This window comes from Sorangium sp. So ce185 (assembly GCF_051526825.1).
Taxonomy (GTDB): domain Bacteria; phylum Myxococcota_A; class Polyangia; order Polyangiales; family Polyangiaceae; genus Sorangium; species Sorangium cellulosum_D.
Genome location: NZ_CP150316.1, coordinates 1,906,715 through 1,930,075, shown reverse-complemented (window position 1 = coordinate 1,930,075; position 23,361 = coordinate 1,906,715). Strand labels below are relative to the sequence as shown.

The window sequence follows — 23,361 nt, the reverse complement described above, 5'->3', positions numbered from 1 at the left end:
CGGGCCGGGCAGTCGGACCTCTGCGCTCGCTCAGCCGGCGTGAAGGATCCGAAGGCGACCGGGTTCCGCCGGATCTCGATCGACGACTTGGACCGGCGGCCAAGCCCATTGCCAGACGTTGACGCCCGGCGTGCGGGAGAACCGGATCTGCCCGCGGGTGCCTTCGACCGCGACGCGCGCCCAGGATCCGGCGACGCGCGCCCGGTCCGCGCCGTGAGAACGCAGCACATCGGCGAGGACGGCGACCGTGTCGTAGCCCTCGAAGGCGACGAAGGAGGGCGCTTCGGCCAGCCGCTCGCGCAGGGCCGTCTCGACTCGAGCGCCGAGTGGGCTGAGGCGCTCGGGCAGGTAGCGCAAGAACGGGATCGCGGCGCCGTCGCCGCCCAGCGACGTCGCCCATTCGGCGAACTCCGGTTGCCCGGCCGGAGCACCCATCATGATCCCGGCGACGCGCCGGTCGCGGCGGACGGACTTGACGAGCGACACCGCCGGCTCCGGGTAGCCGACGAGAAGAAGGAGGGCTGTCGCGCGATGGTCGACGAGCTCGTCGCACACGGCCGAGGGGGCGAGCGCGCGCATGTCGAGCTCGATGACGCTGCCGCCGCGTGGAGCGAGGTAGTCCCGCAGGACGCGGGCCCCAGACGCCCAGTAGACGCTCGGATCGGCGGCTACGGCGATGCGCCTGTGGCCCGCGTCGAGGAGGAAGCTCGCGTAGATCCGCCAGCCGTGGGACTGCGCCGGGGCGAGGCGCGCGACCCATTCCGTCGGCTGCTCGGTGAGCGCGTCGAGGACCGCTGACGAGCAGAGGAACGGCAGGCCGAGGGCGTCGGCCCTGGCGGCAGCCGCGCGAGCGACGACGCTGTGATACTCCCCCGCCAGGGCAGCCACGCCCAGGCGAGCCAGCTCATCGACCGCCGCCGCTGCCCTCTCTGGATCAGCCGCGGTGTCTCGGACCACCAGCTCGAGCGGTCTTCCGGCGATCCCGCCGGCGTCATTGACCTCGCGGGCGGCCAGCTCGAGCCCAGCGAGCAGGTGCCGGCCTGCCTCGACCCAGCCGGGCCGAGTCAGCGGAACGAGAGCGCCGATCTGGATGGATGAGCCGTCAGCCCGCTCCTCTCCAGGCAGCGACAGCGGCGTATCCATGCGTCGGCGTCTCCCCTGCGACGACTTCTTGTCGCCGCGTGCTCGGTTTTCTGTCCCTCGCGGCCAGCCGTCAGATCACGCCGAGCGCGATCATGGCGCGTGCGACCCGCAGGAACCCCGCGACGTTCGCGCCAACCACATAGTTGCCCGACACGCCGAGCTCCTCGGCCGTGTCGTAGCACGTGCGATGAATATTCGTCATGATCTCGGCGAGCCGCTTCTCGGTGTGCTCGAACGACCACGAGTCGCGGCTCGCGTTCTGCTGCATCTCGAGCGCCGAGGTCGCCACGCCGCCGGCGTTCGCCGCCTTGCCGGGGCCGAACGCCACCCCCGACTCGAGGAAGACGCGCACGCCGTCGGGCGTGGTGGGCATGTTCGCGCCCTCGGCGACGGCGCGGCAGCCGTTCTTCACCAGCGTCGCCGCGTCGCGCGCGTTCAGCTCGTTCTGCGTCGCGCAGGGGAGCGCGATCTGACACGGCACCTCCCAGACGTTGCCGCCCGACGCGAAGCGCGAGCGCCGGCCGCGCCGCGTCGCGTACTCGCTGATGCGAGCGCGTTCGACCTCCTTCACCTGCTTGAGCAGCGCGAGATCGATGCCGTCGGGGTCGTGCACGTAACCGCTCGAGTCCGAGCACGCGATGACGCGGGCCCCGAGCTGCTCCAGCTTCTGGATGGCGTAGATCGCGACGTTGCCCGAGCCCGACACCACGCACGTCTTGTCCGCGAGCTTCTCGCCGCGCACCCGCAGCATGTCGGCGACGAAGTAGACGGCGCCGTAGCCGGTCGCCTCCTTGCGCACCAGCGAGCCGCCCCAGGAGAGGCCCTTGCCGGTGAGCACGCCCGACTCGTAGCGGTTCGTGAGGCGCTTGTACTGCCCGAACATGTACCCGAGCTCGCGCTCGCCCACGCCGATGTCGCCCGCCGGCACGTCGGTGTACTCGCCGAGGTGGCGGTGGAGCTCGGTCATGAAGCTCTGGCAGAAGCGCATGATCTCGCCATCGGACTTCCCCTTGGGGTCGAAGTCCGCGCCGCCCTTACCGCCGCCGATCGGCATCCCGGTGAGCGCGTTCTTGAAGACCTGCTCGAACCCGAGGAACTTGATGGTCCCGAGGTAGACCGTCGGGTGGAAGCGGATGCCGCCCTTGTAAGGGCCGAGCGCGCTGTTCACCTGTACACGGAAGCCGCGGTTCAGCTGCACCTCGCCGCGGTCGTCGACCCACGGCACGCGGAAGATCACCTGGCGCTCGGGCTCACAGATGCGCTCGATGATCTTCTGCCGCGTCAGCTCGGGGTGCTTCGAGAGCACCGGGCCGAGGGACTCCAGGACCTCACGGACCGCCTGGTGGAACTCCGATTCGCCGGGGTTGCGGCGAACGATTTGCGCGAAAAGGGGCTCAACTTTCTCGTCCAAATGCACCATGTCGCGGGTGGTATACACCGGCGCAGCGCGCGGTGCAGTCGTCGTCGCCATCGCACCTGATGATTCGGAGTATGCAGCCCGCCGAGAGGGGCAGTATCGACGTCAAATTGTTGATACGATGTAACTTCCAGGAGAAGGCGGCTGACTGCGCGACGCGTCGAATGGATTCCTAGGACAGTAGTGATCCAGATCACCACTTACATCCTCCTTCGGCGCCGCTCCGGAGCCGGGCCATCGAGGCTGCGCGCTTCGCCAGCAGGCAGCGCCTGCTGGTCGGTGTCGTCGCGGGCCTGAACGACAGCGAGCGCCGACCCCGGAGAAAACCGCTTGACCCTCTCGCAGCGGCACGGTCTAGGATGCCTTCGACGCGAGAAAGAACGCATGTTTCTGAGGACTGGCGAGAGAGCCCGGCATCGACGACTGGCGCGTGGCGCAGCGCCGGCGGCATGACCACGCTGCGCCAGCACGACGTCGCGCAGACCGACGCATGGCCGCCGCTCATCGCCGAGCTCCGGCGACGGAGGACGGCAGACGCGCCTGCCGGCGATGCCGGGCGAGCCATCGCACGACGCGACGCCACGTCGACCTCTTGAATGAATTGAACCCCGAAGGCCTCACGTGAACGCAAAAACGCAGAAGAATCCTCATTTCTTTACCGGCAACTACGCGCCGCTCCGCGAGGAGCACGACATCGCGGCGCTCGAGATCGAGGGCACCCTGCCGCCCGGGCTGGAAGGGAGCCTGTACCGTGTCGGCCCGAACCCGCAGTACACGCCGCGCGACGACAACTACCACTGGTTCTCCGGCGACGGTATGGTGCATGCGTTCCACATCGGCGCCGGCAAGGTGTCGTACCGCAACCGCTGGGCGCGCACGCCGAAGTGGCAGCTCGAGCACGAAGCCGGGCGCGCGCTCTTCGGCACCTTCGGAAACCCCGCCACCACCGACCCGCTGGCGCAGGGCCGCAACGGCGGCACGGCCAACACCAGCATGCTTTGGCACGGCGATCGGCTGTTCGCGCTCGAAGAGTCGCATCAGCCCTTCGAGCTCGACCCCGGCACGCTGGCTTCCAAGGGGCACCAGAGCTTCGGCGGGCGCGTGACCTCGCGCTTCACCGCGCACCCCAAGATCGACCCCGAGCGCGGCGAGGTGCACTTCTTCGCGTACTCGCCCGACGGCCCCTGCTCGCCGAGCATGCTCTATGGCGTGATGGACGCGCGCTGCGAGGTCACGCAGCTTCAGTCGTTCACAGCGCCGTATGCCAGCATGGTGCACGACTTCATGGTGACGCGCGGGCATGTGCTCTTTCCCGTCACGCCGCTGACGCTCAGCGTGGAGCGCGCCATGCGCGGCAAGCCGCTGCTGGCCTGGGACGCGAGCTTGCGGACCCACGTCGGCGTGATGCAGCGCGGGAACGCGGCCGGCGCGCCGCGGTGGTTCCACACCGACGCCTGCCACATGTTCCATGTGATGAATGCCTGGGACGACGGCGACACCATCGTGGCCTACGTCATGCAATCGGAGGCTGCGCCCGGCCTGCCCGACGCCGAGGGCCGCCCCGGCGACCCCGAGGCGATGGCCGCGCGCCTGTGCCGCTGGACCTTCCACCTGGCGGACGCAGGCGCCGGGTTCCGGCGTGACTACCTCGACGATCTCGTGGCGGAGTTTCCACGGATCGACGAGCGCTACACGGGGCGGCGCAACCGCTACGGCTTCTACACCTGCCATGCGACCTCGCGCGCGCGAGGCGACTCGGAGAGCGTGCTCTACGACAGCCTCGCCCGATTCGACTTCGACACCGGCGAGCGCGGCATTCACACGCTGCCGCCCGGCGACGTGGTGTCCGAGCCGGTGTTCGTGCCGCGCGCGGAGGACGCGGCCGAGGGCGACGGCTGGCTGCTCGCCGTGGCCTGGCGTGAACGGGAGAAGCGCAGCGACTTGCTGGTGTTCGATGCCATGGGCCTCACCGCTGGACCCGTCGCGGTCGCCCGCTTGCCGCACCGCGTGCCATTCGGGTTCCACGGCACCTGGCGGCCCAGCCCCCCTCGAGCGCGGTGAGCGCGACGCCGAAGTTGCCGGGCGGCCGGAGCATCCCTTGAGCCGGCGGTCGTTCCTTGGTATGAAGGAAGCGGATGTTTCCAGCGGGGGTGCGCGAGTTGCAATGACCAGCCTCCCTGTCGATCCCTTCACCTGGCACCGCGTCGAGCTGCTCCAGCGCATCATCGATACCCTGCCCGATCCGATCTTCGTCAAGAACCGGGCGCATCGCTGGGTCGCCGTCAACGAGGGGTATTGCAAGCTCATCGGGCACCCGCGGGAGGAGCTCATCGGCAAGGACGACACGGGGTTCTGGCCCGCCGAGCAGGTCGCCGTCTTCTGGGAGCACGACGATCTCGTCGTGAACACGGGCGAGCCCGACGAGAACCAGGAGGTGGTCACCGGCGGCGACCGCGTCGAGCGGACGATGTGGACGCGCAAGTACCCCGTGCGCGACGACACCGGGCAGGTGGTCGGGCTCTGCGGCATCATCACGGACATCACGAACATGAAGGGCAAGCTCGTCGCGGCCGAGCGGCTCGAGGCTGAAAATCGCGCGCAGCTCGGCATCATCGAGGCCCAGCGCACGCTGCTCGAAACGCTCGCGGTGCCGGTCGTGCGCATCTGGCAGGGCGTCTTGCTCCTGCCGCTCGTCGGCGCGCTGAACCAGGAGCGGGCCGCGCAGGTCACCGAGAGCGTCCTCGCCGCGATCAGCGACGCTTCCGCGCGCTTCGTGATCATCGACGTGACGGGCGTCCCGCTCGTCGACACCATGGCCGCCGAGGCCCTGCTGCGCACCGTGCAGGCCGCGGCATTGCTCGGCTGCGAGAGCGTGCTCGTGGGCATGGGGCCCGCCGCGGCGCAGACCCTGGTCGGGCTCGACGTCGACCTCGGACGCATCACGACGCGCGGCAGCCTCGAGCGCGGGCTCGAGTATGCCCTCCGCCGCCTGTCCTACCGGATCGTCGCAGCGAGATAAGGTGCCCCCCGGGGAGCGGTGATGTCGCGGGCCCGTCCGCGCCCGGCCGGCGAGCAGGGTCCGGCACGTGGCGGGGGGCGCCGGTCGGATCACAGCGGCATCGGCAGCGCCTCGTCCTCGCGCGCGAGGTAGGACACGACCACCACCTTGCCGGTGTCCGGATCGCTCACGGGCATCGCGAAGAACCCGCCGTTCCAGGGCCTCTTCTGCGGATCCATGAACGCCTCCTGCATGAACTGCTGCATCTGCGCCATGTCGTCGTGCTCCGTCTCGATGCGGCACATCGAGCTGCGGCACTCCAGCGTGCGCAGCGACGATCGCTCGGGGAGGGCCGAGCTCAGCTTCTCGCGCGCCGTCTGGCTCGCGCGCGCGGTCCACTGCGCGTCGGTCCCCTGCTGCGCGAACGCGTCCTGGATCCGCGCGCTCACCGCGGCCATATCGACCGGGCGCGGCTCGGCCGGCGCGGGGCTCTCGCCCTCCTCGTCGTCGGGCTGCCCCGATGTTTCGGCCTCCTCCCCGGACGCAGGCCGCGGCGCGGCGCTCGGCCGGGCGGCGGCCTCCAGACGGCGCTCCAGCCGCCGCACCGACTCGGCGCTCGCGATGCCGCCGCGCGCCTCCTCCAGGTCGCGCGAGAGCTCGCCCATCGCGGCGCGCATGCGCGCGAGCTCGGCCTCCTGGGCCTTTTGGCGCCGCCACTCGACGCCGAACATGGTCACGGCGCCGATCACCGCGAGCGCGGTGAGAACCTGCCCTATCCGCTTCATGCCCATGACTCCCTCCGTTGCGCGGCCAGCCGGCCCGAGCAAAGCCGCGGGAGCCCCCCCGGCTCCCGCGGCGCACGCCGTCGATCTCAGTAGCGGACCTGGTTCACCTGCCCGCCGGGGCCGACGTAGCATCCGACATAGGCCGCGCCGTCGGGGTAGAAGAACGCCCCAGGCAGCACGATGTCCTGCCGCGAGCCGAACGCGGGCAGGTTCTGGTATTGGCCTCCCCAGTAATACCCCGTCGGCCTGTCGATCCCGAACGACGCGCACTGCACAAGCCCGGTCGCGTTGGGCGCATACGCGGTGACGGTCGCGTTCAAGTAGTTGTTGAAGGGCCCCGGATCCATGCTCACCGGGATGATCAGGAGCTTCGTGGTGCTGCAGTTGTTGACCGTGCTGCCGAAGATCTCGCCGAAGCACCCCGCGTCGGCGGGGTTCTGGGCGCGCCCGAGGAAACCGACGGAGCTGCGGGCCGCGGCGGGCAGCGTGATGGCGCCGAGGGCGAGGGCGGAGGCGACGACGAGGGTGCTTTTCACGAGAAGGTTCATGGCGAATCCCCTTTGATGGTTGTCGAGTCCGTCGCAATGTCGCGACGCCGGACTCGCCAGACTCTTCAGCACGCGCCGGGCCAAGGGCGCAGTCCGCCGATCTCCGCGGTATTCGCACTGCGGTGCGACAGCGCGGGGGCACCCCGCGCCCCGCCGTCCCCCGTCGGCGCGACAGCGCGGGGGCACCAGGGCTCACCCGGCGTTCGCGGAGCGCCTCGCCGCCCTCGAGCCGGCGCGTCGCCGACGGGCGGCCGCGGCGAGGCCGGCGGCGAGGCCAGCGGCGAGGTCGAGCCGCGGCGCGCCGCCGGCCGCTCCGCCCTGGACCTCGCAGGCGCACCCCCTCGGTCCCGGCCGCACCGGCTCCACCGGGTCGGTCTGCGGCTTCGAGGCCGCGCGGAGGAGCGGGCCACCGCGGAGCGGGCCACCGTTCCCGGACACGATGAACGCTGCCCAGTAGAACGGGTGCGCGGTGTCCGGTTGCCCCTTCAGCGACAGCTGGGCTTCCCGCAGGGCGCCGCTGCGCGCTCGCCCGGAGGCCAGCCGGTCGTAATAGGCCGTCATCAGGTGGCGCGTGGCCTGGTCGCCGATGCGCCAGAGGCTCATCACCTGGGTCTCCGCCCCCGCGATGACCAGCGCGCGCCGTAGCCCTTGCACCCCTTCGCCGTGGCTCGGCTCGCCGACGCCCGTGTCGCACGCGGAGAGCACGACGAGCTGCGTACCGGACAGGTCGAGCCCGGAGACCTCGGCCGCCGTCAGCACGCCGTCGTCGCCGCCGCTCTCGCGCAGGTTCGCGCCCGCGAACGCCAGCCCCGAGCGCAGGAGGGCGCTGTCCACCTCGGACACGGACGCGGCCACGGCCGCGCGAGCGACCGCATCGAGCCCATGGCGGGCCGGCGCCGGGGCAGAGGCCGCGGGCAGGAAGAAGCCGTGGGTCGCGATGTGGAGGATGCGCGGCCTGGCGAGGCCCTTCACGGCGCCCTCGGTCGCGCTCGCGCCCGTGAGCACCCGCGCGCCCGTGAGCTTCGCGCCGACCTCGGCCGCCTCCTTCGCGGTGCCCGGGAGCGGCAGGAACCTGAGCCTCGACAGATCGACGCCGCGCTGCGCCTGGCAATCCCAGCTGCAGGGCTCCTTGCCGGAACGCGGCGCCGGCGCGCCGCCGTCGAAGGCCGGATCGGCGATCACGACGAGCGCCTGCCCCGGCTCGGCAGGCGCCGTGAGCCGGAGGAGATCGCGTCCGGTGGTGAGATACGTGATCTCGTAGCGCTCCAGCAGGGATCTCTGGTCCTCGTCGATGAGCGCGCCGAAGGGCAGCAGGCTCAGCGCGCCGTCGGGGCTGATCAGGAGCTTCCGGGCTGGGCCAAGGAGCGGGCGCACCTTGGCCATGAGCTGGGCGTCCAGGCCGCGCGCGAGGCGCGTGGGGTCGCGCGACGGGTCGGACAGGGCGCGGCGCAGCTCCTCCACGGCCGCGTCGATCGGCTTCACCTCGCCGAGGTCGGCGAAGGCGGGCCCCCCCTTCCGTCGAAGGACGTAGGCGACGTAACGGGGCTCGCCCAGCCGGTCGCGTTGCGTGGCCCGGGGCTGGTAGGGCCGGTAGGCGAAGAGCTCGATCAGCGCCGCGTCCTCCGGGATCGCCGCCTGCACCTCGGCGAGGAGCACGGGGCGCTGCTCCGCCCGGAAGGCGGCGCTCCGCCGGCTCACCTCGGCCTCGACGCCCTCCCGCTCCTCCTCGAGCGCCTGCACGCGCGCGCGCTGCCCGGCGGGGTCGCGGTACGCGCGGGCGCTCAGCTCGGCGTCGATCTCACCGAGCCGGTCGAGCAGGGCCTGATCCTGCCTGGTCATGCTCCTGCGCAGGCTGGCCAGGCTGTCCGCCATCGCGTCGAGGGCGCGCGCCTTGCGGCGGAGGACGGTCGTGAGCGCGAGCGCCGCCGCTTCGGCGTTCTTCGGGGCGGAGATCGCGTGGAGCGAGATCGCCGCGCTCGTCGAGGGCTCGAGCCTGCCGAGGAAGGCGCGCTTCTCGCGCTCGGCGCCGCTGGTGAGCAGGCGCGTGAGGTGCCGATCCTCGGCGGAGACGGCGGCGAGCCGCAGGGTCAGGGCCTCCCGCAGCTTGCCCTGGGCGAGGGCGAGCCCCTCGAGGGCGCCCTCGCACTCGGCGACGCGCGGGTGCTCGGGTCCCAGGGCCTGCTGGAGGAGGGAGAGCGCGCGCCGGAACGTCGCTTCGGCGCGGCCGTACTGCTTCCTGTCCCGGTAAAGCGCGGCGAGGTGCGCCATGGGTTCGGCGACGTCGGGGTGCGTCGGCCCGAGCTCCTTCTCACGGATCGCGAGCGCCCGCTGGAAGAGCGGCTCGGCGCGCGCGTCGTCCCCCATGTCCTGGTAGAGGAGCGCCTGGTGGTCGAGGCACGTGGCCAGGGAGAGCTCCGGCCCGCCGCTCCATCTCTCCAGGATGCTCACGGCGCGCCGAAAGAGCGCTTCGGCTCTGGGATGGGACCCCTGGAGCCGGTAGACCTCCGCGAGGTTGTCCAGCGCGGCGCCGAGCTCGTGGCTGTCGAGCTTCGCCCCTTCGCTCCTGTTCCTGGCGTTCTCCTTCTCTTGTGCCGCGAGGAGGCGCTCGTAGAGCAACGCGGCCCTGTCGAGATCCCCCTGGGCCTTGGCCAGGGCTGCCAGCCCACGGAGCGCGTCGTCGCCGCTGCTCCCCACCAGCGCGTGCTCGGCCAGGAGGCGCCGGTAGAGCGCTTCCGCGCGCCGGAAGTCGCCCATCTCGCGGTACACGAGCGCGAGGGCCCCCACCTCGGCGAAGAGCAGATCGCCCGGGATGCGCTCCCGCTCCAGGAGGGCGAGGACGCGCTCCAGCAGGGACGCTGCCTTGTGGTACTCCGCGACCCTCCGGGAATGGCTCGCTGCCCAGATCGCGGCGAGCGCGGTCTGCAGGTGCTCCGGCCCGAGCACGCGCTGGCGCAGCTCGAGGAGCCGCTCGGCGGCGGAGAGCGCCTCGAAGTACCTCCCCTGCGCCGTCAGCTCCCAGAGCTCGTGGTCCAGGGCGCCGTCCAGCCGCTCGTCCTCGGGCGACGGCAGCGCCGTCCTCGGCGGGACCCACAGGGGCTGGGACTGCGCCTCGACCGGGGCCGGGGCCACCACCGCCGTGCAGAGCGCGGCGAGCGCGCCGCGGAGCCACGGTGTCCATCGCGTCCTGGCCATGAGGCTGCGGAGGATAACCCGGTGCCCGCGATCGCGTCGCGGCCGCGGGGGCCGCGGGCGATCCCCAGGCTGGGGATGCGCTTCCCGCCTATACTCACGCCGTGGCACAGGAGCTCACCCAGCCGCTGGAGCGCGACGGCAGCGCGTTCAGGCTCGCCTCACGCAAGATCCGCGTCGAGGTCGTGCACGGTCCGGATCGGGGGCTCGTCGCGGAGCTCCCGGGGCCGGAGGCGCGCGTCGGCCTCGGCCGGGAATGCGATCTCGTCCTCAAGGACCCCACGGTCAGCCGCCTGCACCTCGTCGTGCGCGTCGAGGGCGAGCGCATCCGCGTGATCGACGCCGGCAGCCGCAACGGCACGGCGGTCGACGGCGTGGAGGTGCGGGACGCCTACGCCCGCCCCGACGCGGCGATCTCGATCGGCGGCACCACGATGCGGCTGCGCATGCTGAGCGACGTCGTCGAGCTGCCGCTCTCCCAGCGCGAGCGCTTCGGCGGCATGCTCGGGCGCAGCGTGGCCATGCGCCGGCTGTTCGCGGTGCTGGAGCGGGTCGCGGCCACGGACGCCACCGTGCTCGTCGAGGGCGAGACCGGCACGGGCAAGGAGCTCGTCGCCGAGGCGGTGCACGAGGAGAGCCCGCGCCAGGGCGGAGCGTTCGTGGTCTTCGACTGCTCGGCGGTGAGCGCCACCCTGATCGAGAGCGAGCTGTTCGGCCACGTGCGGGGCGCCTTCACGGGCGCGTTCGCCGATCGCCCCGGCGCCTTCGAGGCGGCGGACGGCGGCACCCTGTTCCTCGACGAGATCGGCGAGCTGCCGCTCGATCTCCAGCCCAAGCTCCTGCGCGCCCTCGAGCGCCGCGAGGTGAGGCGGGTGGGGGCGAACGTGCCGCGGCGGGTGGACGTGCGCATCGTCGCCGCCACGAACCGGAACCTCGCCCGCGAGGTGGAGCGCGGGAAGTTCCGCGAGGATCTCTACTACCGCCTCGCGGTCATCCAGGTCGCGCTGCCGCCGCTCCGCGAGCGGCAGGGCGACATCCCGCAGCTCGTGCGCCACTTCGAGCAGGAGCTGCGCCCCCGCTCCGGGTCGCCCCCGCCGCTCTCCGAGGAGGTGGTGGCGGGGCTCGCGTCGCGCTCGTGGCCTGGCAACGTCCGCGAGCTGCGCAACGCGGTGGCCCGGGCGCTCTCGCTGGGGCCCGCCGGCGGCGCGGGCGGTCGTCCGGCGCACGCGGCGGCGCTCGATTCATCGCTCGATTCATCGCTCGATTCACGCGCGCCGGGCGAGCCCGCGGTGGACCTGAACGAGCCGCTGCTCGCGGGCCGCGAGCGCGTGGCCGAGGCGTACGAGAAGGCGTACCTGGACGCCGCGCTCCGGCAGACGGGCGGCAACGTGTCGCGCGCGGCGGAGCTCGCGCGGGTGAACCGCAAATTCATCCAGCGCGCCATGAAGCGCCACGGCCTGCGCGGGGACGCAGAGGGGAGCGGCGAGGGCGGGGACGCGGCCGGGTAGGCGCGCCCGCAGACGGCTCGACGCGCGCTAGTTCCGCCCGCCAGAAGTCCGGCCAGGGATCCGGAGAGAGAGTTCAACGCAAAGGCGCAAAGACGCAAAGGCGCAAAAAAGATTTGTAGTTTTGCGCCTTTGCGCCATTGCGTTTATTTCTCTATCGCTCGCGAGGCAGATCCCTGGCGGGACTGTTCCCCGGTGGCGAACCGTCGCGATCCGTCGCATCCCTGGGGATTCGGGGAGGGCGTGACGACGGATCGCACCCCTCGGAACGCATGGACCCAACCCGGGCCCAACCGCCGGGCCTCAGCCCCCGGGAGCTCGCGCGGGCCGAGCCACTACCTCGTGCCGCCGTGGTGGCCTCGCTCGCCGAGACGCTTACCCGCGCCGTCGCCCTTGGGGACGAGGCGGCAGCTCAGGTCGTTCACCAGGCGATCGGTCAGCTGCTCGGTCTGACGTCAGCACCGGAGCGGCGAGCGACCTTGGGTCAGTAGTCGGGCCGGGGGCCTATCCTGACCGCCCCGCTGAGCCCAGTAACTCCCAGGCCCGCCGGCCCCGCTGAACGCGGGAGGACTGGGTGAGCACGCGGCGCAGGGGGCCAAGCGCCCGCCCGCCGCGCCGACACAACCGCCACCGGTCACGATCGGACCCGAGGCGATCCTCGCTGAGACCTGGCTGCTGCACCACATGCTGACCAGGTGCGGCGTGCCTGCCCGGGATCGAGACGACGTGCTCTAAGAGTCGTACCGCCGCCGCGAGATCGCCGTCCCCGAACCGCGCGCTCACGTCGCCGGCCGGGTGCCGTAGATCGAGGCTCGCGCCCTCCTGGACCTGCTCTGGCGGGTCGAGCCCCGGGAGCTGCCCCTCGGGAGCGCGTTCTCGCGGCTCCGCCGAGGTCGTAGCCACTTTGCCGCCCTGCTGAAACGGTGGCGCCGCTTGTAGGCTCCGCCTTCTTGGCCTCAGCTGAAACCGGGTGGACCGGCGTACAGCCCGGCCCGCAATGCGCCGCCATGTAGTCGCTCGTGTACCTCCAAGCGAAACCACGCGCAAGCAGCATGCTCGACGCGCGGGTCTGGGCAGCATCGATGCTGGCGCGGTAAGAGCTGCGTGCGGTACTCGCGGCAGGAGGCGTCGATGCCGCGGGCTGCTTCGCGCGCCCGAGGGCGGACGCTGCCGGCGTGGCCGAGCACTGGGCGGAGAGCAGCCGCGCGGCGACGGGCCAGCGCTTGTCGCCGTCGAGCGTGTCGCCGGCGTCTTCCGTCGCCCCCGGCTCGGTCCGGCAATGGCCAGGGAACTCCGTGCGTCTCATACGCTCCGACGGAAGGCGGTCGTGCGCGAAGCTGGGGCCGAGCCCGCGGTCGATGCGCGCCCGGAGCTATCAACCGAAGGCCGAAGCTCCAACGGAGCACAACCTGCTGGGCAGACGAACGCACGAAGCGCGCGCGCGCCTTCGTGGGAGCCAGCGCCGAGGATGAGGAGTAACGGCGCCTTGCAGTCGTACTCCCTCCCCCGCGCTATCTCGAGCATCTGCGCGAAGTCCTCGGTGCTGGGTTCGACAGTCTGGACCGGGTGGAAGTGCCACTCGCCGACGTAGTAAGTCCTCTCCTTCGCTCGCCATCTCCGGCCAAGCATGTCGCGAAGGCCGCTGACGCCTCTCACGAACCAAGACCGCCCCCGGCGTGAATCTGCAGGTGGCGGCGTGGCCTCGCGCACGACAGCGACGGCGAGGTCATCGGAGTACCGACCGATCAGGATGCCCCCCGTTTCGGAGGCACCTGCTTCGCTGCAAAAGCGGTCAAGGTCGCGCAGTACGGGTGCCTGAAGGAGCACCGCATAGGATCCATCCACGGTTTGCGCCCTCCAGTCCGTCATGACGCCATCACCTCCACGGTGGGCAGGATGGTCTGAAGGAGGAAGCCCTGGAAGCCCTCGGCGGAATCGCTCTGCGAGAACACACGGAAACGAGGAGTATGCGGCTTCTGCGCCACGAGTGTCTCGACTTCCTTCACGCACGTTGCGGCCGCCATCACGACGTCATCGTGACGAGCCGGGAACAAGGGCGACCAGCATCCGGCTCCCTCAAGCACCTCTTCCCCGCCGGCCCAGGTCGCGGCCTCGTGCTCAAGCCACGGCCGCAGGCGCGCGGTGAAATCCTGCTGCGGAAACGCATGGCCGCTCACGCCGAACGAGAAGAGTCGCTTCCCGCCGTAGCCCATCGAGAACGAGGCGAACACACGAGGAATCGACCACCATGCCGTCGAGAGCAGCGCTACGACCTCGTCGGATGCGGTGCAGTCGATGATGACGTCGTACGGCTCGAGCTGATCGACAATCGTCTGCGCACTACCGCGAAGGTCCTTGTTCGTCTCAGCAACCCGAACTGCCGGCGAGATCTGTCGAAGTTGTTGAGCAACGACTTGCACCTTGCTCTTTCCGACATCGACGAGTGTTGCCACATGACGGCATACGTTGCCGGCCTCCACTAGGTCATCATCGACTAGAGCGATGTCGTTGAGGCCAGCGCGCACGAGTTGTTCGGCGAGGCTCGAGCCGAGGGCGCCGACACCGACGAGCGCCACTCGCAGGTCACGCACTGCCTTCGGAAGTCGGCCGCGAGCTTGAAGGCGCTCGCTGCTCCAGTTTTCGGTGAACAGGTATTCGAGCGGAACGTTGTCCGCGAACGCGCCGTACCGATCGCGGTGCCACCAGCCGCGCGCGTTCGGACGAAAACCGCTGGGCGGCTTCCCGGCCGCTTCGGCCAAGTGCGGGAGCAGCAGGGCATCCCAGTGCACTTCGCAAGGGGACGCCCCGACACGCAGCGGGACCGGGTAACCGAGCAGCAGAACGTGGCTCGTCTTGGAACCACGGAGCGAAGGAAAGAGCCACCGCAGCATCGCGTCGACGTCGAGCCCCATCGCCTTCGCGATTCGTCGAAGCTCTCCCCATGTGCTGGGTGCCTGCCACGGAGGCAGGACGATGGGCTTCGGCCACAGCCACCAAAAGCCTCTGACGTCGCTCTTACCCAGCTCGCGGCCAGACCATTCTCGGACAGCCGCTCCCTGCTGCCTTTCGAAGCGAGCCACTCCGATCGCGTTACCGATGTCGGTGAACGCACCCATGCGGGCGATCCCAAAGGTGCCTTCTCGTCCTCTCCACGCATGGAAGCATGCGGACGTATCGTCATGCACCACGCGTTGACGGAGCCACGCGCGTGCCGTCGTATGACGGAGGGCCGGCAGCTCGAACGGGTCCCCTGTTGCTAAGAGTTGCCCATCGGCTGCGCGCTGAAGCCAGTGCAACGCGCGCTCGACATGCCACCTGAGGCGCGCATCCGCGTCGCCGATGGGATCACGAACGACGGTCGGTCGTCGCTCACCACCGAACGGGGCGTCGAGACAGAGCTTGCCGTCTCGCCATCCTCGTCGCTGCCGGTCGGCTGCGTTCCGCTCTTGGTGTGGAAACGTCGACGTGAGCCCCCCCTCCGCAGCGGGGTAGAACGCGATGCTACCGGAGGGATAGATCTCGTCGATCAGCACGCACCAGCGCGTTGACGCTGCGACGAACGGAGCACCGGACTGGCGTCGAAGGCTCAACGTGATGATCCAGCACTTCGATCCGGTGTCAAACCTCGGCCCGTCCTCGACCGCGCATGCTGCTATGCCCCGCAGGCCCCGCAGGCCCCGTTCGATTGCGAGCGGTATGACGGGGGGCGTAGAGGTCACGCGAACCTTCCACTCCCCGGAACGGCCGGTCCCGTCGGCGGCGTGTAGCCACCACCGCGCGATCCTCCCGAGCCACCGTTCTCGGGCGGCTTCGGAAACTTGTTCCCAAGCAGCTCGCGCCAAAGATTGCCGCTTTCGGTCCGGTCCTCCGAGTCGAAGGCGCGGCGCGCGACCTCTGCACCGGTCTTGGCCTGCTCGTAGAACTTCCTGAACTCATCTGCCGTGATTCGCTTGAAGACGTCGTGCGTCGATACGCCGTAATCCGGGAGCTGCGGCTTGCTACCGGCCAGGACGAGAGGTGCATACTTGAAGGCGATCATCTCGAGCGTCTTCACAACACCTTCTGCGACGCTCGTGATGCTATCGGGGCAGCATTCGCCTATGAGCCGCTCGAGCGGGAAGCCCTTGGGGTGTTTGGGCTCCTCGTACTTCTCGACACGCCACCACTTGATCGCCTTGACGACGTTGACGAAGTGTCCATCGGTGCTAGCGTTCTTGTCGCGCGTCCAGCGAATCTGCGCGAGAGGATGCGTGGGTTCCCACCTGTTCGCGTCGCGGTCGGGGATGTGTAGCGGTTGCGCCTTCCACTCGTCCTGCCCCTTGGCCTCCGCAAGTAGCGTTCTCGCGTCGCTTCGGTATCGTGCGTCGAGCGCGAGCCAAGAACGATGCAGACGCCAGTCCTTCGCTTCTTCGAGGTCGTCATCGCTCGTGACGGCATCGGATTGCAGGATGCCTACCTCCGCTTCCGATGGGGCCGACGTGAGAACCAGGTCGAGCTCGACGTACGACAGCTCGATGCCGAACGAGCGGCCCTGCTGTCGCCACTTGCCCTTGTAGTATTTGCTGAGGAAAGGCTTGAAGAGGTCCATCGCCTGCGCGGGCGTGCACTCCTGCTCGGAGAGCTTCGTGACGACGATGATGTCAACGTCGGAGCGGCGGTCGTTCCTCGGACGGATTGCCGTCGCGCGTCGATAGCTCCCCTGGAGGAAGTCCGAGATGATGTACGTCTTCAGGTCCTCGTCGGCATTCAGCCGATCGCGTAACGTCTTGTGCCCGGTCTGAAGATCCTCACCCTGACTCTCGGTCGGCCGAATCTCACCCAGGAAGGTCTCGAAATCGCTCTTCAATTCCATGAGTCCCTCGTTATACCGGCAGGCGAATGCTAGGCGAGTACGAGCCTCCCCGTTCACCTTCGAAATCGAATTCGTAGAGCTGCACCTTGCCGAGCGCTCCTCGGTGTTGCCCGAGAAAGAACGCGAGGGCGTTGGGCGCTGCGATGAAGAGATGGGTCGTCCCGCCGCCCGTGGGCCGATGCGTCCGAATCAGCTCGGCGAGGCTGTCTGCGAGAGCTACGGCGTGATCGGCGTCGGCCACTGCGCGCTGTCCGACGCCCGAGACGGGCCTGGCATCGACGACGGCTCCGATCGTCGACGATCCACTCGCGTACGCCGTCACATCGGCGAGGGCATCGCGGGACACCGAAACAGCAATCGCCACATCCGAGCCGCCTCCAGTGGCGTTCCGGATCGTTCTCCATGTGCTGTTCGCCGTGCTCGTGGTCGCTCCGGGCTTCCAGAGCGCTTTCCGAACACCCTTTTGAACCGGGAATACCTGCGCCCCCGACTTGCGATCGAGCTCGTAGCCAGCGACGAATGCGAGCGAGCTGTGGCACTCGAGCAGGAGATGGTACTCGTCGGTGCGGAGCGAGGAGTCTTTCAAGAACGACGTGACCGCAGGCAGGATTACGCTCTGCCAGGCGTCAGGCGAGCGCACGTGGCGGCCATCGAAGTTAGCTGCCACGCAGACGAAGGCGTTGCATTCATCCTCCATGCGCTCTGCGAACCGCATGAAGCTGCGGATGCCAAGTACCGGTGGTCCGCCCGACGGCGCCGAAGCGAGCAGCCCCTCTCGTTCGCACATCGAGCGGAACGTCTGCGGGTCGAACGAGTTGGTCCCGTTCATGATAAACTGCTGCGTGAGCGAGTCGTAGACGTTCTGCGCCTTGTCGACGGGTATCTCCCGCAGGCCGACGTTGATGAAGCGCTCGTTCAGCAGCTCTTTGAGAGCCGGACGGCTGAGATAGTCGACGCGCAGGCGCAGCCGACGTGCGAAGTCCGCGAACTCGTCATCCGAGAGCCCGAGATGATCGCGCCATTTTCGCCGGATCTTGCCGAGTTCCGAGCGCGGCCCATCGGAGAAGAAGCGGTCAGGGAGTGCACCTTCCTCCGATTGACGCAAGGACGGTCCGAGCTTGTCGCTCACGGCCCACTGCCAGTTGCTGACTAGGTTCAAACGATGCCATCCGTCGCCGTCTCCGAGCCGAGCACGCGCGTCGTGGAAGCGCTGAAGAAGCGAGCGAGTGGCGCCGATGAACGATGGGTCGCAGAAGATCGCGGACGCTTACTCGGAGCTGCGGTCGACGTGATACTTCACTTGGAAGTAATCGGCCGCACACAACCGTCCACCGGCGTTGATACCAGGGGCCGCGTAGTGAACCGAAACGTCGTCGACTCCTGCCGCCTGATCGTGCTCGATCGACACGCGCACGACCTTCGAAGATGGCCGGAGAAGCATGGCCGCGTGCAGCCAGAAGACCATCCCCTGGAAGACGTCGCCTTCGATGCGGGCAGCGACTTGCTTCAGCGCCATGCTGCTTCTCCTTCATGGGTAGCCACGGTCGTCCTCATCACCCGACCGCCGTCTTCGTGACACCGCCGTGGCGCGTCACGCGAGGGCGGCAGCGGACCTTCACGGCGCCCTTCGTGAACGCCTCGTTCGTTGCCTTGCTGGACCAGATCAAGGCCTCTCCCGGACGCAGGTTCGTCATCTTGGCAGGCCATAGCTCGCCGAGGGCGGCGTTCGTCTTGTGGTTGTGGATGTGATTCAGCCACGCGGGCGAGCCCAACCACCCGTTGCTCGTCGGCTCCCGGCTGGTCGCGGCGTCGCGCACGCAGCGCGCCTTCGAACTACGCGAGCTCGGCGCGTCTCCAGGCTCCTGCGCGGCGGCGCGCACCCCGTGACCATGGCCGGCGAGGTGTAAGGGATCGACAGGCCTGCCGCGCTCGACCGGCTCGACGGGCCCCCGCGCTTCTACCGGCGTACGCGCATCGCCCTCGAGAATGTCAGGGCCCCCCTTCTCAGATCGCGCCCGGACCGGCCAAGCGGATCGCGGACAAGCGCCGCTCGGACCGCGCGCGGAGCAGGCACGGTGCTCGCTCGCGTCAAGGGTCCGCTGCGCGAGAATCATAACAAATTCAAGCCCTTGACGTGAGCTGCGCGCGGCGCGCTGGAAGGGCAGGTACGGGGTCCGAGCGGGGATTTTTGGCAGCTCCAGTCGTGATCCATTCTGCCGATCGCGTGGTGGACCATGAGGCCGGTCTCTAACACGAGGACGGCGCCGTCGTCGAGACCTACCTCCTCGCGCCCGAGCAGGTCGAAGGTAGCCCAGTCATCGCATCGGGCAGCTGGCGTGCGCGCCGGAAGGAGTGGAGACCATGAAAATCGTTATGAGAGACGGGCGCGTGTTCCAAGGCACGCCCCCCCCGCAGAGCAGCCGCGCGATGCAGGCCATCGCGTTCGGCGTCGAGGACTTCACGGTGCCGAAGTACATCGGGTGGGTCGCCGCGAACCCACGCAAGTTCGAGAAGGTGGGGCTCAGCGTGTAGGGCGAGCGATGAGCGTAACCCGAGGTGACGCCGTCGCTGCAGCCGGCGCAGCTGCGCTCTCGGCGGACGTACTCCTCGGCGCACCGGCCCGCTGCGGTGAGGCCGTGGCCGACGTGCTTGACTCAGCGCCCGAGCGCGAGCGGTGGGGCCCGGCCCGGGGGGGGGCGGTGAGGCCCGTTACAATCATCGCGGTCTTGTGCCCTCGGACGTGTTGGAAAGACGCATGGCGGGCCGATCCCGCCGCGCAGTCGCACCGCATCGGCTCCCGCGGGTCGAGCCCGGCACCGAGCGCGGACCGCACCCTCCGCGCGTGGCGATCATCTGCGCAAGAGCGCGCTGCCCCGGGCGCCGTGGCGTCGGGGGTAGGCAAGATCGGCGCAGTGGCGAAGGCCGACCGAATCGCGGCGCCTTGGCAGTCCTTCAAGGCAGTGAAGGCGGTAGGTCGGGCTGCCGCACCGCGCCCAGCTGCGTGTTACGCTGGAGTTCCACCTGTACGCGGCCGACACGTTCGCGGCGTTCTGGCGCTGCGGCGGGTGGCGGCGGAGGTCGAGGTGGGGAAAGCCAAGCAGAGAAGAGGCCGCGCTAATGCGTCAGGACGTAGCGCTCGTCGCCGCAAATAAGCGCGACGTTCAGCCGCCTGTCCATCGGATGCTCTCGGTACATCTTCTGGCACACTGAGCATACGGCGCTTGCCGCCGCCTTCGGCCATAGGCCGTACTCGTCCCGGTACCGGTGGCAGTTCTCCGGCAGGCCGGCGTCACACGGCCCGCACGGGTGGTTGTTCCGGAACAAAGAGCAGCCAGGTAGCGCCATCGGGTGGATGGTACGCCGGAAAACCAAAGGCCGCTACCCGATCGCATGCCTCGAACAGGAACTCCCTGGCGGCGTCGGCGCCACGCGCCGCATCGCGTCATCGCCGAAGCCGAGACGCCTAGCCTGGCGCAGGTCCACCAGCAGCGCCGGAGCTTCCTCCCGTCCGCGTGACCGCGTCCGTTGCGGAGTCGGCGCCATGTGGCAGGCATCCGATTCCGGCCATACCCGACGTCGTGGCCGGCGTCATCAAGAAGTTGTACAATCACATCGTGACAGGTATTCAAAAGTCCAGTGGATTGACTCCATCCGAGCAGTACTTGAAGAAGCTGTGCGAACGAAGCTTCTTAAGCCTCTGGAGCTATCCGAACTTATATAGGGATCAGGGGAGCGGACACGAATTATGCGATCTACTCGTGGTCTTCGAGGACGACGTCATTATCTTCTCTGACAAGTCCTGCTCGTTTCAGGACACCGGAGATCTGGAGAAGGACTGGGGTAGGTGGTTTCGCAGTGCAGTCTCGGAGTCCGCCAAGCAGATCTTCGGGGCGGAGCGGTGGATCAAGAACCACCCCGATCGTATCTATCTAGACAAGCGTTGTACTCAGAAGTTTCCGCTCGATCTGTCCAACGCGTCTCGGTTGCGGTTTCACCGCATTGTCGTCGCGCTCGGCGCTGGCGAACGCTGCAGGAGAGAGCTGGGCAACAATGGCAGTCTCGTGCTGATGCCGAAGCGCTCAGACGGGACTGAGAGCCCGTTCAACGCACCGTTGTCAGTTGGGTGGGTTGTCCCTGGAAAGCCATACGTTCATGTGCTGGACGACGTTTCTCTCGACGTGATCCTGAGAGAGCTCGACACGGTCGCCGACTTTACCAAATATCTTCGCAAGAAGGAAGATTTTGTTGCGTCCGGCCGCTTGTTGATTGCGTCGGGCGAATTGGATTTGCTCGGCTTGTACCTTCGTACAATGCGCGGAGAAGAGCACGACTTTTCGACTCATGATACCGATCTGGTGGCCCTTGATGACGGTGTTTGGGAGGAGCTTGTCGCCAGTCCAGAGTATAGTGCGAGGAAGCGGCGCAATCAGGTGTCCTACCTTTGGGACGGTCTGATCGAGGCATTTGCGACGCATCTCCAGGACGGCACCCTTGCGATAGGGCGAGATCTCGGTATACAAACGGTAGAGCCCGCGCTTCGATTGATGGCCTCAGAGTCACGTCTGGCTCGACGAATGCTAGGTGACGCCCTTGATGACTTGTTTCACAAAACTCCAACAAACGGAAAAAACACCCGGGTAGTTACCTCTCGCGATCGCGGGGAGCGCGCCTATGTTTTATCTTTGGTCAGCAGTCATGGGTATCCTGATTATAGCGAGTATCGCCGCATACGCGAAAATCGCCTGCTTGCCTACTGCCACGTAGCAAAGCACTTGTGGCCCAATCTTGAGCATGTCGTTGGTGTCGGTGCAGAGCCGGCCGGTTCTGCCGGCGGCTCCGAAGACCTTCTCTACCTCGACGCGCGCACTTGGACGCAGGAGCAAGAAGACTGGGCGCGCAGGCTCCACCAGGAGCATGGCTTGCTGAAGAGGGCAAGGTTCACCCAGACGATGGAGAACGAGTTCCCAGATCCTAGGCGAGCGACTATGACGATGGCTCAAAAGAGGGTGCTTCGCAATCAGAAGAAGAGGGAGCGACGGGAGAGGGCTAACAAGAACAAGAAGCGTTAAACCGCTTCAACGCCCACCGAGATTGGACCTCATGTGATCGGCGTGGGCCATCCAGGTTACCCCACCAGAGAAGCGAGTGGTTCTGTTGACCCGACCCGGTGGCGAAGCTGGCGGATGCTCACCGCTCCGGGCGCCCGCGCTCGCTCTCTTTCGGAGATCAATTGCGTAAGGGTGGAGGCCGACGCATGCCGCGATCCCAGCGACGCGAGCATCCCGGTCACTGACTGGTCGATCGCGCTGCTGGGCGACGACGTTAGGTCCTCGGCGGCTCCGCCCCGCTGCCGGCCGCCTCGGTGCCGGCGCGGCCGCGGTCGAGGGCGGGGGGGTGACGGAGCTGGCTTCCCCTCTGGCCCGAACTGGGGCACGTTACCGGCGACGAGGAGTTCGAGGGCAAGCTCGGACCGCGGTGGCTACGCCGAGCTCGCCGGCCCTGTCCCCGTCGCCGCGACGCGGCCGGATCTCCTCGCGAAGAGGCGAGCCGCCCAAACTCCCCCGGCACCCCTGGGCGATCCCATGCCGCTGCTGGACACGTCCCGCCTCGTCGAGTTACAGGCGAGCTCGGGGGCGAGACGGCCGAGCGATCCCCGGTGCCCTCGTCGCATCCACGCTGCCGCTGGCGGGCGCCCTCGTCGAGAGGGCAAGCATCCTCAGCACACCCACGCTGCCGCTGGGCGGCGCAGGTGGCGGCGACGCCGAGCTGGGCTCAGCGCGGCCGGCGTAGAGGCACTGGAGCGCAAGCTCGTCGAGCAGCACAAGGCTCCTCCGGGAGCTCTACCGCCTGGCCGTCGCACTCCAGGCTAATCACAGGTCTGATAATCTAGCGACGCCCTGCGCATATATCCGTAATTATATCCGGGTACTGAGTTGACATAGACGATGGTAAATTCGAGGCCGTTGTACGAGTCGGTGCCACCGCGCGGGCCGCTGATGGGGTCCCAATAGTCCTTTACCAGAAACGGAGTCACGTCCATGCGGGGCAAGTCGCGAACGCCGGAGTGATCCCAGCGAACCCGATAATAGTTCGTTGTACATAGTGCACCTTTTGCCTCGCCTATCTCCTCAACGGACTCGTTTTGCGGAGCCGTTGTCTCGTCATCTAGAGCGGCAACACAGCCGACCAGACCGACGCCGGCGACTACGGCCGCTATGAAAACCAATTTTATGCACATGCTCATTGACGTTTCCTCCTGTCGTGCCGGGCTCTTCCGTTGGTGCAGCCACCAAGCAGATCGGCGTCCGAGGATGCTAGCACGGATCGTGGTTCGCGGGTACAGCCGATTCAGAATCCTGCGCGAGAGCAAAGCAATGATGTTCGAGAATGCTGCCTTCTCGGGCGTCGGTGACTCCGGTGGGTAGCCGAGCCGCCCGAACTCCCACCGTGGCGCACCCACGCCGCCGCTGGACGGCGCTGCGGCCCTATGAGCGTGTCCACGCTCCTGCTGGGCGGCGCTGGCGGGTCGCCTCGCCGAGCTCGGCGCGGCCCGCGGTCCGAGCTCAACCTTGAGCTCCTTGTCGCTGGCAGCGTGCCCGAGCTCGGGCCAGGGCGAAGCCAGCGCCGCCACGCCTCGAACTCGACGCCATGGGCCGGGAGGCCTTGGGGCGAGAGCTCGCCGAGCGTATCGGCGTCGAGAGGCGCCAGCCGAGTACGCAAACGCGCCTGTTGGGCTTGCGTAGCACTACCAGCGCGTCGGAAGTTGGCTGTCTGGCGTCGAGGCGCGTTCCAACGAGCTCGGGGCGACGCCGGCGACGCGAACCTCGACGGCGTGTCCGGCCTCCGGCGGCGCATGCCGCTGAGGCAAGAGGCGCACGTCGGTGAACTCGGCGCCGTCGCTGGCTACGCCGAACTCGCGCCCCT

At 68.5% G+C, this 23,361-nt stretch carries 17 protein-coding genes; 5 read left to right on the top strand and 12 right to left on the bottom strand.

The features are described from left to right. Positions 1-30 precede the first annotated feature (30 nt). Entirely contained in the window at positions 31-1,143 is a 1,113-nt protein-coding gene (locus tag WMF26_RS07045; RefSeq protein WP_437999692.1) for an ABC transporter substrate-binding protein, read from the bottom strand. Between the two features lie 70 nt (positions 1,144-1,213). Next, positions 1,214-2,563, bottom strand: a complete 1,350-nt coding sequence (gene gdhA, locus WMF26_RS07040) for an NADP-specific glutamate dehydrogenase (protein WP_437999691.1) — start codon at positions 2,561-2,563, stop codon at positions 1,214-1,216. 618 nt (positions 2,564-3,181) lie between these two features. Between gdhA and WMF26_RS07035 the strand changes: the two genes are divergently transcribed. Together WMF26_RS07035 and WMF26_RS07030 are read left to right on the top strand one after the other, a co-directional pair. After that, positions 3,182-4,621, top strand: a complete 1,440-nt coding sequence (locus WMF26_RS07035; RefSeq protein ID WP_437999690.1) for a carotenoid oxygenase family protein — start codon at positions 3,182-3,184, stop codon at positions 4,619-4,621. A gap of 103 nt (positions 4,622-4,724) precedes the next feature. Beyond that, positions 4,725-5,579, top strand: a complete 855-nt coding sequence (locus WMF26_RS07030; RefSeq protein WP_437999689.1) for a PAS domain-containing protein — start codon at positions 4,725-4,727, stop codon at positions 5,577-5,579. An 89-nt stretch (positions 5,580-5,668) separates the two neighbouring features. Here the strand turns inward: WMF26_RS07030 and WMF26_RS07025 are convergent, their stop codons facing one another. The 3 genes from WMF26_RS07025 to WMF26_RS07015 all read right to left on the bottom strand — a co-directional run bounded on the left by WMF26_RS07025 (position 5,669) and on the right by WMF26_RS07015 (position 10,083). Further along, a complete protein-coding gene (locus WMF26_RS07025) occupies positions 5,669-6,343 on the bottom strand; it encodes a hypothetical protein (RefSeq protein WP_437999688.1) in 675 nt (224 codons plus the stop codon). An 86-nt stretch (positions 6,344-6,429) separates the two neighbouring features. Then, positions 6,430-6,879, bottom strand: coding sequence for a hypothetical protein (locus WMF26_RS07020; protein ID WP_437999687.1), 450 nt, complete (start codon positions 6,877-6,879; stop codon positions 6,430-6,432). Between the two features lie 204 nt (positions 6,880-7,083). Beyond that, positions 7,084-10,083: a CHAT domain-containing tetratricopeptide repeat protein gene (locus tag WMF26_RS07015; RefSeq protein WP_437999686.1), complete on the bottom strand. Its 3,000-nt coding sequence runs from the start codon at positions 10,081-10,083 to the stop codon at positions 7,084-7,086. 101 nt (positions 10,084-10,184) lie between these two features. Between WMF26_RS07015 and WMF26_RS07010 the strand changes: the two genes are divergently transcribed. Then, positions 10,185-11,588, top strand: coding sequence for a sigma 54-interacting transcriptional regulator (locus WMF26_RS07010; protein ID WP_437999685.1), 1,404 nt, complete (start codon positions 10,185-10,187; stop codon positions 11,586-11,588). Positions 11,589-12,887: 1,299 nt separating this feature from the next. Here WMF26_RS07010 and WMF26_RS07005 read toward each other — a convergent pair. The 6 genes from WMF26_RS07005 to WMF26_RS06980 all read right to left on the bottom strand — a co-directional run bounded on the left by WMF26_RS07005 (position 12,888) and on the right by WMF26_RS06980 (position 18,254). Next, positions 12,888-13,454, bottom strand: a complete 567-nt coding sequence (locus tag WMF26_RS07005) for a Mov34/MPN/PAD-1 family protein (protein ID WP_437999684.1) — start codon at positions 13,452-13,454, stop codon at positions 12,888-12,890. Then, entirely contained in the window at positions 13,451-15,118 is a 1,668-nt protein-coding gene (locus tag WMF26_RS07000; protein WP_437999683.1) for a HesA/MoeB/ThiF family protein, read from the bottom strand. Before WMF26_RS07000 ends, WMF26_RS07005 begins: the two co-directional genes overlap by 4 nt. A gap of 182 nt (positions 15,119-15,300) precedes the next feature. Then, complete coding sequence (locus WMF26_RS06995) at positions 15,301-16,437, bottom strand: SMODS domain-containing nucleotidyltransferase (RefSeq protein WP_437999682.1); 1,137 nt, start codon at positions 16,435-16,437, stop codon at positions 15,301-15,303. A gap of 10 nt (positions 16,438-16,447) precedes the next feature. Further along, positions 16,448-17,566 (bottom strand): SAVED domain-containing protein, encoded by a 1,119-nt coding sequence (locus tag WMF26_RS06990; protein WP_437999681.1) that lies wholly within the window; start codon positions 17,564-17,566, stop codon positions 16,448-16,450. 138 nt (positions 17,567-17,704) lie between these two features. Further along, positions 17,705-17,953, bottom strand: coding sequence for a hypothetical protein (locus WMF26_RS06985; RefSeq protein ID WP_437999680.1), 249 nt, complete (start codon positions 17,951-17,953; stop codon positions 17,705-17,707). Between the two features lie 37 nt (positions 17,954-17,990). Next, positions 17,991-18,254: a hypothetical protein gene (locus WMF26_RS06980; protein WP_437999679.1), complete on the bottom strand. Its 264-nt coding sequence runs from the start codon at positions 18,252-18,254 to the stop codon at positions 17,991-17,993. A gap of 544 nt (positions 18,255-18,798) precedes the next feature. Here WMF26_RS06980 and WMF26_RS06975 point away from each other — a divergent pair. After that, entirely contained in the window at positions 18,799-18,969 is a 171-nt protein-coding gene (locus tag WMF26_RS06975) for a hypothetical protein (RefSeq protein ID WP_437999678.1), read from the top strand. 1,046 nt (positions 18,970-20,015) lie between these two features. Continuing rightward, on the top strand, positions 20,016-21,506 hold the full coding sequence (locus WMF26_RS06970; RefSeq protein ID WP_437999677.1) for a hypothetical protein: 1,491 nt from the start codon (positions 20,016-20,018) through the stop codon (positions 21,504-21,506). A 797-nt stretch (positions 21,507-22,303) separates the two neighbouring features. Here WMF26_RS06970 and WMF26_RS06965 read toward each other — a convergent pair. Beyond that, the gene (locus WMF26_RS06965) at positions 22,304-22,681 is read right to left on the bottom strand and encodes a hypothetical protein (RefSeq protein WP_437999676.1); all 378 of its coding nucleotides are present in this window, start codon (positions 22,679-22,681) and stop codon (positions 22,304-22,306) included. Between the last annotated feature and the right edge of the window lie 680 nt (positions 22,682-23,361).

Bases quoted from the DNA above. Each gene is read 5' to 3' on its own strand.
- WMF26_RS06995 (WP_437999682.1), bottom strand. From the start codon at position 16,437: ATGGAATTGAAGAGCGATTTCGAGACCTTCCTGGGTGAGATTCGGCCG.
- WMF26_RS07005 (WP_437999684.1), bottom strand. From the start codon at position 13,454: ATGACGGACTGGAGGGCGCAAACCGTGGATGGATCCTATGCGGTGCTC.
- WMF26_RS07015 (WP_437999686.1), bottom strand. From the start codon at position 10,083: ATGGCCAGGACGCGATGGACACCGTGGCTCCGCGGCGCGCTCGCCGCG.
- WMF26_RS06975 (WP_437999678.1), top strand. From the start codon at position 18,799: ATGAAAATCGTTATGAGAGACGGGCGCGTGTTCCAAGGCACGCCCCCC.
- WMF26_RS06965 (WP_437999676.1), bottom strand. From the start codon at position 22,681: ATGAGCATGTGCATAAAATTGGTTTTCATAGCGGCCGTAGTCGCCGGC.
- WMF26_RS06985 (WP_437999680.1), bottom strand. From the start codon at position 17,953: ATGGCGCTGAAGCAAGTCGCTGCCCGCATCGAAGGCGACGTCTTCCAG.
- WMF26_RS07045 (WP_437999692.1), bottom strand. From the start codon at position 1,143: ATGGATACGCCGCTGTCGCTGCCTGGAGAGGAGCGGGCTGACGGCTCA.
- gdhA (WP_437999691.1), bottom strand. From the start codon at position 2,563: ATGGTGCATTTGGACGAGAAAGTTGAGCCCCTTTTCGCGCAAATCGTT.
- WMF26_RS07025 (WP_437999688.1), bottom strand. From the start codon at position 6,343: ATGAAGCGGATAGGGCAGGTTCTCACCGCGCTCGCGGTGATCGGCGCC.
- WMF26_RS07030 (WP_437999689.1), top strand. From the start codon at position 4,725: ATGACCAGCCTCCCTGTCGATCCCTTCACCTGGCACCGCGTCGAGCTG.